Here is a 12718-nt window from a genome sequence, read left to right as displayed (position 1 = left end):
TCATGACCTCTATTTTGTGTCAGAACACACAAATATTGGGTATACTCATTACATAACGAGTAAAGGAGCCAATGCTAATGACACGAGTACGTAAAGCCATCATCCCAGCCGCCGGTCTCGGCACCCGCTTCCTACCAGCCACGAAAGCCATGCCAAAAGAGATGTTGCCAATCGTCAACAAACCGACGATTCAGTTCATCGTCGAGGAAGCCGTCGCTTCAGGAATCGAAGACATCATCATCGTCACGGGTAAGAATAAGCGCGCCATCGAGGATCATTTTGACCGTGCGCTCGAGTTGGAACAAAACTTGGAGTCAAAAGGGAAGACCCGCTTACTCGAATCGGTTCGACACTCCTCGAACTTGGCGAACATTCACTACATACGCCAACAGGAGCCAAAAGGTCTCGGTCATGCGATCTGGTGTGCTCGGAAATTCATTGGGGACGAACCGTTCGCGGTTTTACTCGGGGACGATATCATTGAATCCGACGTGCCGGCGACGAAGCAGTTGATTGACCAATATGAGGCGCATGAACGCTCGATCATTGGTGTGCAGCGTGTCCCGTATGAAATGACGAACCGATATGGTATAATTGACCCGCTTGCCGTCGAAGGGAAGCTCATCCCGGTGCGGACGTTCGTCGAGAAGCCGCCCGTCGGTGAGGCCCCATCGAACTTTGCCATTCTTGGTCGCTATGTGCTGACACCGGACGTCTTTGAGGCGTTGTCAGGACAAGAAGCCGGGGCAGGAGGCGAGATTCAATTGACGGATGCGATCGCACGCTTGAATGAGGCGCAGACGGTATTTGCTTACGAATTTGATGGTCGACGCTATGACGTCGGGGAGCCGATCGGATTCGTCGAGACGACGATTTGCCACGCGCTCAGCGATCCTGATTTAAAAGATGACGTCCATGCCTTGTTAAAACGGCTCGTGGACGAACTTGATCAACAGTAAGGTGTGTTATTTTTGAAAACTATGCTCATGGTGTGTCAAAACTATTATCCGGAGATCGGCAGCGCCGGTAACCGGATGCAAAACATTACGCATTTGATGAAGCAGCGCGGGTATGAAGTCGAGGTCATCACGGCCGCTCCTTCGTACCCGAGCTTTGATATGTATCAGGACGATCGTTTCTGGAATGACCGGGAGCTGAACGACCAACCGTTCATCAAACGACTCATCACGAAGAAGCGGAAACATACGTCCAACATGGTCAGCCGTCTCTTCTTGTTCCTCGAACAGATGGTGAAAGGGATCGGGTCCGTCCGTCAGTTAAAATTGAAGCCAGACGTCGTATTTGCGACGACCCCTTCTTTTTTTATGGCGTTTGTCGGGGTATATGCGAAACGGAAGTATCGTGTCCCCCTCATTTTAGACGTTCGTGACCTTTGGCCGGAATCGGTGAAAGGGGTCGGCGTGTTCAAGCACGACTGGGTGCTCGCGCCAGCATTTTGGCTCGAGAAGCGGCTGTATCGTGCCGCTGATGAGGTCATCATCAACTCGGAAGGCTTCCGCAGCTATCTGCGTCAACGCGGTGTCCCAAACGAGAAAATCCACTACATGCCGAACTCGATTCGGGAGTCGGAACGAGCGCTTGAGCGGACGATCCCGCCGGACGACCGGATGGAGATTCTATATGCCGGAAACATGGGGCTCGCGCAAGACGTCTCGCTCTTACTCGAACTTGCCGAACGGTTCCGTGACGAACCACGGATCCACTTCAAACTGATCGGCTACGGATATCGTAAAGAAGAGTTGAAGCAGACGATCAAAGAGCGTGGTTTCCAAAACTTCTTGTTCCTTGAAGCGATGCCACGGACGGAGGCGTTCCAGGCGATTAAAAATGCGGACGTCGCCTTTGTCAGCCTGATCGAGCAAGAAGTGTTCGATACGGTCATCCCTGGGAAACTCATCGACTATATGGCGGTCGGCAAACCGATTGTCGCAGCAGTGTCAGGCCATGCGGCGAATGTCATTGAAGCGGCCGAAGTCGGATTCGTCTCTCGGAAACGGGATATCGATGAGATCGAGCGGATCCTCCGCAAGCTCCTCGACCGACCGGACCTTCGGGAGGCGCTCGGGGCGAACGGGATTCGTTACGTCAAAGAGAATTTATGTTGGGAAGAGAATATCGACGTGTTAGATCAAGTCGTACAACAGTTAGTGATGGAGGAAACACAATGAAGTCAGTATGTATGTTTGTATGGAACCATTTTACGAATGATGCGCGCGTCCTTCGCGAATGCTCGGCACTCGCCGAGGCAGGTTATGAAGTTGATTTGATTGCGCTTCAGGACCCGAAAAATAAAGAGTTACCGAAAGAAGAGATGCGTCCGGAAGGCTTCCGCGTCATCCGCGTGAAGCGTCAGCCATCGATTCTCGTCAACGCGCTCAAGTTTGCGAAGAAGACGTATCAATGGGTAAGTGAGAAACGGACCCGTCAAATCGGTGCCGGACTCGTCGGTGCCGGCTTGTTCCTACTCGCACCGTTCACGATGCTCGCTCTCGGGGCAGCGGTCGGGACGATTTTGTTGCCGCAAGTGCGTAAGCAAATCGTGAATGCGAGTGCGATGCTCGAGATGGTGTTCACGTCGACGAAGAAGTCATATGACTTTTATCATGCGAACGATTTGAACACGCTCCCGCAGGCACTCCTCGCCGGAAAAGTGTTCAACAAAGGTCGAATCGTCTACGATTCGCACGAAGTACAGACGGACCGTACAGGTTACGGCTACATCCAAAGTAACCTCGAAGGATGGCTCTTGCCGTTCGTCGATACGATGATGGTCGAGAACCATACACGTGCGGCACACAATGAAGAGCTATACGGATTCTATCCGTACGTGCTTCACAACTATCCGTTCTATCGTCCGCTCGACTTCTCGCTCCGTAAGGACTTGCATGCGCTCCTCGACTTGCCAAAAGACGAGAAGATCCTCTTGTACCAAGGTGGGATTCAAGCAGGTCGCGGTCTCGAACAGCTCGTGCTCGCGGCGAAAGACTTTAAAGAAGGTACGCTCGTCATGATTGGGGACGGGAAGCTCAAACCGACGATTCAACAGTTGATTGAGACGGAAGGTGTCGGCAATCGTGTCAAGATGATTGACAAAGTACCGGTCGAAGCGTTACCTTACTATACGATGAACGCCTACTTAGGCTTCCAAGTATTGAACAACGTCTGCTTCAACCACTACTCGGCGTCGTCGAACAAATTGTTCGAGTATTTGATGGCCGAAGTACCGGTCGTCTCATGTGACTTCCCTGAGATCGAACGGGTCGTTGCGGGGAACGATGTCGGGGTGCTCGTCGACTCGCACGATCCACAATCGATCGCAGACGGCGTCAACCGTTTGATTGAAGACCAAGCACTCTATGCGCGTGTCAAAGAGAACACGAAGACCGCGCGTGAGAAATATAACTGGGATTTGGAAAAAGAGGCACTCTTGAACGTCTACGCGAACGCAGCGGAGCGCAAGTTGCCGATTATGAAAGACGGTGCGCCAAAGCCAGTACAATCTTAAGACTGCGGCTTTGGCCGCGGTCTTTTTTATATGGAAGGAGGACATTTATGAAACGTCAACAGCAACATCTCTTACGCCAACAAGTTTGGCGTAAGCTACAAACCATCTCGGTGAAGGACATTGCCTGGATCATCGCGGGCTCATTCATTCTCTCGTTCGGGGTCAACTACTTCACCGTACCGAACGATTTCTCGGAAGGTGGCCTGCTCGGGGTCACGATTATCCTGTACTACGTGTTCGGCTGGGACCTCGGGCTCACGTCGATTATCGGGAACGGGATTCTCTTTATCGTCGGTTATAAGCTGCTCGACCGCCGGACAATGGTCTATTCGGTCATCGCCGTCGTCGCGACGTCATTCTTCCTTAGTCTGACGCACGATTGGGGCAGCCCTGCCGAGGATAAACTGCTCGCGGCCGTCTACGCCGGAATCATGATCGGGGTCGGGATCGGCATGGTGCTCCGTGTCGGTGGGACGACCGGAGGGGGCGTCATCATCGCCCGTCTCATGGAACGTTATCTCCACTTGAGCGTCGCCGTCTCGATGTTCATCATCGACGCAATCGTCGTCGCGACATCTGGCTTCTTCTTAGGGGAACAGGTCGTCCTCTATACGCTCATCGCCATCATCATCGGCTCGTGGGTCATCGATCTCGTCGCGGAAGGACTCAACATCCGCAAGGCCGTCACGATCATCAGCGACAAACAAGAAGAACTCGCTGTCGTCTTGACGGAGACGCTCGGTCGCTCGGCGACGATCATTCATGGGCACGGCTACTACACGAAGCAGGATAAGAACATGTTGTATATGATCGTCGACAAACGTCAGATCGCGCCACTCAAAAAAATCGTCCAAGTGACGGACGACCGCGCCTTCGTCGTCATCCACCAAGTGAAGGAAGTCATCGGGGAAGGATTCAGCTACCCGTCCCGATAATTTGAATGCTGGTGTTTTGACGATAACTTCTATATAATAAAAGGCGTGTAAATAGAAGGAGGAACTGACTACTATGCAAACGATCGCTACAATCAGCCTACTTGTCGTGGCTGTCTTATTGATTGTCGTCGTACTGCTCATGTCAGGTCGGTCGCAAGGTCTTGGAGCGATTGCAGGTGGCGCGGAGCAGTTGTTCGGACGCCAGAAAGCGCGCGGCTTCGATGCTGTTTTGAACCGAACTGCAGCTGTACTAGGCACTTTGTTTTTCATTTTAGGATTACTAGTCGCATCATTATGATGATAAGGCTGATCGTTCTCGATTTTCACGTGAGGCGGTCAGCTTTTGTTTTTTCGATTTATTTTTTGGGAATAATGTAGATACGAGGAGATGACAGATAAAATGAAAGTGACTGCACCAAAACCGTTCTTCTTCGAGGGCGGAAAACGTGCCGTGTTGATGTTACATGGCTTCACTGGATCGAGCGCGGATGTCCGCATGCTCGGTCGCTTCCTTCAAAAAGAAGGATACACATGTATGGGACCGATCTATCGTGGTCATGCCGTCCCACCGGAAGAGTTACTCCAATATGGACCAAAAGACTGGTGGGAAGACGTCTTGAACGCCTACCAGACACTCGTCGACAAAGGCCATGAGGAGATCGTCGTCTGCGGACTATCGCTAGGTGGCGTGATGTCACTCCGTCTCGCCGAGGAGAAAGACGTCAAGGCGGTCATCCCGATGTGCGCACCGACTGGAATCGATGCCGAGGACCGCTTGTACAAAGGAGTCCAGGCATATGCCCGAGAATATAAGGGTAGAGAAGAAAAGTCGCCAGAACAGATTGAGCAGGAGATGGCAGAGTTCAAACCGATGCCAACACTAAAAGACCTCCGTGCCTTCGTCCGCGACACGGCGTCGAAGCTCGAGGACATCTTCGTCCCGACACTCGTCGTCCAAGGCGCCAAAGACAACATGATCGACCCGGAATCGGCGAATCAAATTTACGAGGCTGTCAACACGTTCCAAAAAGAGTTGCTCATCTATGAGAACTCGGGACATGTGATCACGCTCGACAAAGAAAAAGAGAAACTGCACCAGGACGTGCTCGATTTTCTCGAAACGTTAGACTGGTCAGTCTAAGAAGGAGGTGTCACGTTGAATTTACGTGACCAATTACTAGAGATCCTACAGGCGAGCGAGAAACCGCTCTCTGTCGATCAACTGACCGAGCGACTACAGCTCGCGTCGACGGATGACTTCAAAGAACTCATCCGCACATTGAATGCCCTCGAGGAAGAGGGTGCTATCGGCCGGACGCGGACGAACCGTTACGGGACGCTCGCCTCGCTCGGCCAAGTCGCGGGGATCATTTCGATCCACCAGCGCGGATTTGGCTTCTTGTCGGTCGAAGGGGAAGCGGAAGACGTGTTCTTGCCGCCCGACCAACTGAAGGACGTCTACCATGGCGATACGATCCTCGTCAAAAAACGCGAGGACAACCGTGGCAAGACAGAAGGAATCCTATTGAAAGTATTGAAGCGCGGACTCTCCGAGTTCGTCGGGACGTATACGCTCCCGAGCGGTCGACTCGACCAGTTCGCCTTCATCGAGCCGGATGACAAGCGCATCAACTTCTGGCCTGTCGTCAACCCGGACAAATCGCTCGGTGCCGTCGACGGACATAAAGTCGTCGTGCGCATCACGAAGTATCCGGACGGACGCTTCGCCGGTGCCTGTGACGTCGTCCGCATCATCGGACATAAGAACGACCCAGGCGTCGACATCTTGTCGATCGTCTATAAACACGGCATTCCGACGGAGTTCCCGGAGGACGTGATCGCGCAGGCGAACGCGGTGCCGGACGAGGCGGATGAGAAAGATTTCATCGGTCGCGTCGACCTTCGTGACGAGACGATCTTTACGATTGACGGCGAAGATGCGAAAGACTTGGACGATGCCGTCCACGTCAAAAAACTCGATAACGGGAACTACGAGCTCGGTGTCCATATCGCCGACGTCTCGCATTACGTGAAAGAGGGCTCGCCGCTCGACGTCGAGGCGCTCGAGCGCGGGACGAGTGTATATCTCGTCGACCGTGTTATCCCGATGTTGCCGCACCGACTCTCGAACGGAATCTGTTCCCTCAACCCGCACGTCAACCGCTTGACGCTCAGCTGTGTCATGGAGATCTCCCCGCAAAACGGGAAGGTCGTCCGCCACGACTTGTTCCCGAGTGTCATCAAGACGACGGAACGGATGACGTATACGAATGTCCGTGAGATCATCGAGCGCGATGACGAAGAGACGTTGAAAAAGTATGAGCCGTTCATCGGTGAGTTCGACCTCATGGCCGAGCTCGCGGAAGTCCTTCGGAAACGACGCAACTCACGCGGTGCGATCAACTTCGATTTCGCCGAGGCGAAAGTCGTCGTCAACGAGGAAGGGAAGCCGGCGGATATCGTGCTTCGTCCACGTTCGGTCGCCGAGAAGTTGATTGAGGAGTTCATGCTCGCGGCCAACGAGACGGTCGCTGAACACTTCCACAAGATGGACGTGCCGTTCATCTATCGTGTCCACGACAATCCGAAACCGGACAAGCTCGACTTCTTCTTCGACTTCGTCGCAAACTTTGGCGTTCACATCGAACGCATCAAAGGAGAGACGGTCGAACCGAAGACGCTTCAAAAAATCTTGAAGGCGATCGACGGAGAACCGGAAGAGCCGGTCATCAGCACGATCATGCTTCGTTCGATGCAACAGGCGAAATATGATGACGTCTCGCTCGGTCACTTCGGACTCGCGACGGACTTCTATACGCACTTCACGTCACCGATCCGTCGTTATCCGGACTTGATTGTCCACCGTCTCATGCGCACATACGTCTTCAACAACGACTTGTCGGAGCAGACGATTGCGAAGTACGAGGACCGTCTCGGGGCGATCGCCGAACAGGCATCGAAACGGGAACGTCGTTCGGTCGACGCAGAGCGCGAGACACAGGCGCTCAAGAAAGCCGAATACATGGAAGCCCATCTCGGTGAAGAGTTCGATGGTGTCGTCGCCGGCGTCACGAACTTCGGGATGTTCGTCGAGCTTCCGAATACGATTGAAGGTCTCGTTCGTCTTCAGTCGATGGATGACTACTACCACTTCGACGAATCACAGCTTATGCTACTTGGGGAGCGGACGAAACGTCAGTTCCGGATCGGGGACGCCGTCCGTGTCAAAGTCGACGCCGTCAATCTAGACGAGCGTACGATTGACTTCACGGTCGTCGGCATGCCGAAACGGGAACCATCGACGCGTCGCCAACCGACGACGATCAAAGCGAAAGGCGGTCGTCCGAAGAAGGATGAGAAGGACCGTCGTGGCGGTCGCGGTCGGGACGACAAGAAGAAGCGCGGCAAACCAGGAAGACCTGGGAAGCCGGGCAAACCAGGTGAGAAACCGAAACGTGACGGGGAGAAGTCTTCCCAAGGCCGTTCGGCACTCGACTTGAAGAAGAAAGACAAGCATAAACGAAAAGGCGACGCCAAACGAGGTGCGAAGAAGCGTCGCTGACGGGGAGGGGCTCGTCCCTTCCTCCGTATCTTGTAGATAAAGGACTGAATGTGTATGGCCAAGAAGAAAGATTCGAACGCACTCGCCCAAAACCGCAAGGCGTCCTTCGATTACGCGATCGAGGATACGATTGAGGCAGGCATGGTGCTTACAGGGACGGAGATCAAGTCGGTCCGTCAATCGAAGATCAATATCGCGGATGCGTACGTCCGGTTTGACGGGGGCGAGGCGACGCTTCACAACTGTCATATCAGCCCGTTCGACCAGGGGAACCGCTTCAACCATGAGCCACTTCGCGTCCGAAAGCTATTGTTGCATAAGAAGCAGATCAATCAGCTCATCGGAGCGTCAGGGCGTGACGGCTACACGATCATCCCGCTCAAAGTGTATATCAAAAACGGGTTCGCCAAGTGCCTGCTCGGCGTCGGAAAAGGGAAGAAGAAGTACGACAAACGCGAGGACTTGAAGAAGAAAGATGCGAAACGTGACGTCGACCGTGCGATGCGTGATCGGCAAAAATACTGACAACGAATCCTGATTGTGGTATATTAAATATAGTACCAATTACCACCCCGGGGACGTTATGGATTCGACGGGGGTAGGTCGGTCGTATGTGGCGTGTCGAGGGGTCGGCCTCGTTAAAACGCAAACGCCTATAACTGGCAAAACTAACACACAACTCGCAGCAGCCTAAGTGCCCTGCGGATCCTGACATCCATCGCTTGTGTGGATGACTTTCAGGGTCTCAAACTAAGCAAGCTACGCTTCAACCTCGCCGTCTGAGGGCGCGAAGAAGAGATGAAACAGACTGGATGCGACAACGCCTGTTTATCGGCAGTGTCACATCGAGATTCAATAGATAAACTACACACGTAGAAGCATACGTTACGATGCCTTCGGACGCGGGTTCGACTCCCGCCGTCTCCATTTTGAAGCAGTCTGTAACGACTGCGATCAATGATTTTCATGAAGACCTTCTAATTTCATTGAGATTAGGGGGTCTTTGCTTTTGCTTGTGAGTCAGCCACAAAGAAAGGAAGGTGAAACGCATGGGGAAATATCAATTAGATACGAGAAGTAAGGTAGCTGCAGCGAAGTACCAAGACGGGAAAAAGCCGACTGTCTCGAACAAGAAGGAACGATTGAACCAGCTTCGTGAGGCGTATTTGCAGAAGCAACAAGAGAAGAAGTGATTTGGTGAAGGATTATTGAGTGACTGCTCAATAATCCCTTTTTTTATGGATAGCGGAAACCGATTATTTGGTTTTTGAATGGATTCAAGGGATTGAGCATTCCTTTGTTGAATAGAAACTACGAGTTGTTTTTTGAAAATCGTCATGAAATTTACATATCAAAGGAGAATTCCTCATGTCTAAAAAATCGACGGAACTTATTGCGAATGGATTCAAAAAATATGGTCCGACAGTGGTCGAACTTGCATTAAAACATAACAAAGAAATCATTGGAGCTTTAGAGTCAATCAATTTAAAGAAACGATTGAAGAACCCTGACGACTCGGAGCAAAGTCCTAAAAAAGCCAAGAACAAGCATCCGCGAAAGCAACGGTATCAGTACTATTTAACCGAAGTGACGCCTACGCTAGACACTCGAAATCGAGATGAGTTGTTCCAATATAGACTAGAAGTGGAGCAATGCATTCAACAAATCAAAATGGAACAAGCACAAGACATCGTCATCAAAAAACAGATTCATGAGGGGCGGATTAAAGAGTGGGAGGTCATTCTCTCTCTCATCGTGAGTCAAATGACCATCAAGGACTATATGGAATATTTGAGACTGTTCAACAACCCGGAGTATCAAAGTGACTATTTCACGGGCTTTGAAGGAGATGTGGAGAAGTTCAAAAAACTGAATACGGTCGAAGAGTATGATGCGCTCATTCAGTATGTTCATGAAAAGACAATGATTGATATCGAACAAATCAAAAGAGAGTTTTCTGCTCCTGTATGAAGCATCGTGATCCACTTCCTATCTGTATTCGTTATAATCAATAGTGCAACGAATAGATGGAGGTGAAGCCATTGGGATGGGATTTAAGTGTCGCTGAGGCAAAAGATACGTATTTAACCGAATCTGACTTATGGCGCTTTACGCAACAATTTCTGATGAACGCTTCTCACACGACTACGTACAAACATGTATTGATGAAGGCGTTACTTGAATGTACAACAGAATTAAATGAATCAGGTGTCGTGTCATTCCATCAGATTGCTAAACATGTGACGAAAATCTATTGGAATCTCATTGTGACACATGGTTTGACACAGATGAATCAACTAGGAAAGCAGAGCGCTGTTGAAAAAGCTATGGTCTCCTTTCAGAAAGAAAATGACATCCCACGAGATTGGAACTTCGACCGCTTACCAGAACATCAACAAAGTCAATTGATCCGGAACGTGAATCAATTTTATAAAAAATACGTATATGGTTCTTTCTATCGCTCATTTAACGAAACGATTTACTCCTTTAATCGAAAAGAAGAGTGGATTCAGCTCGTTCCGGTGTATGTTGTATTTTTTGAAAAATACAAACGCATTCTAATGAACGTGACAAACTATCAGTTAGCCGTCTTCTTAGAGAAGTACAATTCACAAGATGCGATGAAACGGATCTTGAGTAAGCTGGAGTTTGTGTCTGTGCGTCAATCGCTTGAAGAGTTTAAACAAATTTTATTAAGCCACGGTCATTCAACCTGTTTTTATTGCTTAAAGCCGGTAAAACAGATTCACGTTGATCATTTCATTCCGTGGTCTTATATGCAAAACGATGTCTTATGGAACTTTGTTCTTGCATGTCCGACGTGCAATACAAGCAAGAATAATCGATTAGCGAAGATTGATTATCTTTATACTTTGGTAGAACGAAATCATGAACTGCGTACGTCAGAACATTTGTCTACATACAAAGAGTCAAAACTCATTCATTTGTATCATTACGCTGTTCAAAATGGATTTGAAAATAGTTGGGCACCGAAGACGTGAAAAAGTCGAACCTTATCAATTAGGTTCGACTTTTGTTTAGTATTCATTATAGTCAGACACTAGAAAATCTAAAATGAATGAACGAAGAAGATAATGTATTTATGTCTGGACGCGTATTAAAAAGAAATAAGGTAGCGAATTGATAAATAGGATTTGTGATTGTGAAAATTTGAAAAAGACATACGATAGAGGCCGATATGGGAGCGGATCCGATATGCTATTCGGTCTGTCAATACAAGATAGAGATGGATGTCTTCACGATTTCTGACGCTCTGAAGAGTAATTTCCATGAATGGGTTAGTCGATTCGGAGAATAGATTGACGTGAACGTCCTTACAAGATGGAAAATCAAGGAGGAACAACATAATAGTGAAGGCGACTTTTTTCGAAAAGTTTGCAAGTTGGGTTTGGTAAAGCTTATGAAATTGAATTCACTCCTATAGCATAAGTTAACTTTACAAAAATCTGAGCTTCATTAAAAATATTTATTCCAAAAATTGTATGTTACACTAAAGGAAAACGATTAGGGATAAACAGATGACCATTCATTTTGACAAGATGACGGAACAAGAAATCGCGAATTATGTGACTTGGTTGATTGACGATTATGCAAAAGATGTGGCACGAAACTATCAACTTCCGATGGTATTGGCACAAGAGGAATCGACACAATTGATTCACGACCTCTTCCCAGATAATCGCCCCGGGGAAGGGCAGACCGTTGTTCATGTGATGAACGAAGACACTCGTGTCGGGATTTTGTGGTATGCGTTTCAAGCTGAATCGAAACGTGTTTTCATTTATCACATTTTGATTGAAGAGACGTACCGTGGACAAGGATACGCGACAGCAGTGTTTGAGAAACTTGAGAAAGTCGCCTCAGAAGAACTTGGTGCAACATCCATTGGATTAAGTGTATTCGGTACGAACCCAGACGCACAGCGATTGTATAAACGACTCGGATTCCAAGAAGCGTCCATCGCCATGAACAAACAGTTATGAGAGGAGTCGACATGAAACGTTACTTGAAGTGGCTTTTGGTCGGATTTGGCGTGATTGTGATTGGGGTGGCAGGGTTGGTATTTGCCTTTTATCGGTCGATGCAACCAGATCCCGATGAGGAAGCAAAAGTGATGAAGATGGCTGAATCATATGTACTCGAGCGATTCAAAGACGCTGAAGTGACAGAGGACGTATTATTCGACAACATGGGAAACTTTTCGTTTGAGTATGCGGCGATTGCGGTGGATTCGGTGACGGGGACGGAGTTTTATGTCTACGAGGATGAGTCGACCGGAGAAATTGTTGATACGTTTCTCTCATCCAAATGGGAAGATGCGGTCAGAGAGGCGATTGAAGATTCGATTGACACGGCGTTTGGTTCAGACGTCACCTATGTCGTCCTATATGACGAAGAAAGTATCCGACAACTTGATGTCTCCTCGGCAAATCCGATTGCCTATCAGACAGCTGATGTGTCGCCGACAATCTTATTGACGCTTCACCGAGAACCGAAAGCCGGGGACGAAGCACTCGTTCGGACATGGATGTCTGCATTACAAGAGAACGACATCTTGCAGCGAGCCGAGATTCGTGTCGACTATACCGCTAAAAACGGAGAACTTCTAGATGACGGTACTGGTTTAGATTTATCATTTTAACAGTAATCCCACTCTCCAATCGGAAAGTGGGA

General features: G+C 49.5%; 13 protein-coding genes and 1 other RNA gene. All 14 read left to right on the top strand.

Annotated features, from left to right (window positions below):
• Positions 1-77 precede the first annotated feature (77 nt).
• Entirely contained in the window at positions 78-959 is an 882-nt protein-coding gene (galU, locus tag KNP04_RS03175) for a UTP--glucose-1-phosphate uridylyltransferase GalU (RefSeq protein ID WP_214693547.1), read from the top strand.
• A 21-nt stretch (positions 960-980) separates the two neighbouring features.
• On the top strand, positions 981-2189 hold the full coding sequence (locus KNP04_RS03170) for a glycosyltransferase family 4 protein (RefSeq protein WP_074033967.1): 1209 nt from the start codon (positions 981-983) through the stop codon (positions 2187-2189).
• Entirely contained in the window at positions 2186-3526 is a 1341-nt protein-coding gene (locus tag KNP04_RS03165) for a glycosyltransferase (protein WP_214874630.1), read from the top strand. The genes KNP04_RS03170 and KNP04_RS03165 overlap by 4 nt, the downstream gene beginning before the upstream one ends.
• 47 nt (positions 3527-3573) lie before the next feature.
• Positions 3574-4461, top strand: coding sequence for a YitT family protein (locus tag KNP04_RS03160; protein ID WP_083600113.1), 888 nt, complete (start codon positions 3574-3576; stop codon positions 4459-4461).
• Positions 4462-4534: 73 nt separating this feature from the next.
• The gene (secG, locus tag KNP04_RS03155; protein WP_012726902.1) at positions 4535-4759 is read left to right on the top strand and encodes a preprotein translocase subunit SecG; all 225 of its coding nucleotides are present in this window, start codon (positions 4535-4537) and stop codon (positions 4757-4759) included.
• Between the two features lie 102 nt (positions 4760-4861).
• Complete coding sequence (locus KNP04_RS03150; RefSeq protein ID WP_214758316.1) at positions 4862-5602, top strand: alpha/beta hydrolase; 741 nt, start codon at positions 4862-4864, stop codon at positions 5600-5602.
• Between the two features lie 15 nt (positions 5603-5617).
• The gene (gene rnr / locus KNP04_RS03145) at positions 5618-8023 is read left to right on the top strand and encodes a ribonuclease R (RefSeq protein WP_214874629.1); all 2406 of its coding nucleotides are present in this window, start codon (positions 5618-5620) and stop codon (positions 8021-8023) included.
• Between the two features lie 54 nt (positions 8024-8077).
• On the top strand, positions 8078-8548 hold the full coding sequence (gene smpB, locus KNP04_RS03140) for an SsrA-binding protein SmpB (RefSeq protein ID WP_214693541.1): 471 nt from the start codon (positions 8078-8080) through the stop codon (positions 8546-8548).
• A 49-nt stretch (positions 8549-8597) separates the two neighbouring features.
• Positions 8598-8953, top strand: a transfer-messenger RNA (tmRNA) gene (gene ssrA, locus KNP04_RS03135).
• 119 nt (positions 8954-9072) lie between these two features.
• A complete protein-coding gene (locus KNP04_RS03130; protein ID WP_012726898.1) occupies positions 9073-9216 on the top strand; it encodes a hypothetical protein in 144 nt (47 codons plus the stop codon).
• A gap of 175 nt (positions 9217-9391) precedes the next feature.
• On the top strand, positions 9392-9994 hold the full coding sequence (locus KNP04_RS03125; RefSeq protein ID WP_214874628.1) for a hypothetical protein: 603 nt from the start codon (positions 9392-9394) through the stop codon (positions 9992-9994).
• A 71-nt stretch (positions 9995-10065) separates the two neighbouring features.
• On the top strand, positions 10066-11025 hold the full coding sequence (locus tag KNP04_RS03120) for an HNH endonuclease (protein WP_214874627.1): 960 nt from the start codon (positions 10066-10068) through the stop codon (positions 11023-11025).
• Positions 11026-11562: 537 nt separating this feature from the next.
• Positions 11563-12027: a GNAT family N-acetyltransferase gene (locus tag KNP04_RS03115; RefSeq protein ID WP_214693536.1), complete on the top strand. Its 465-nt coding sequence runs from the start codon at positions 11563-11565 to the stop codon at positions 12025-12027.
• A gap of 11 nt (positions 12028-12038) precedes the next feature.
• Complete coding sequence (locus tag KNP04_RS03110) at positions 12039-12686, top strand: hypothetical protein (protein ID WP_214874626.1); 648 nt, start codon at positions 12039-12041, stop codon at positions 12684-12686.
• Positions 12687-12718: the final 32 nt, after the last annotated feature.

The sequence above is a fragment of the Exiguobacterium sp. CH10 genome (assembly GCF_018617635.1).
Lineage (GTDB): Bacteria > Bacillota > Bacilli > Exiguobacteriales > Exiguobacteriaceae > Exiguobacterium > Exiguobacterium aestuarii_A.
Note: the sequence above shows the minus strand (reverse complement) of the source record. Positions and strands in the feature narration are given on the sequence as shown.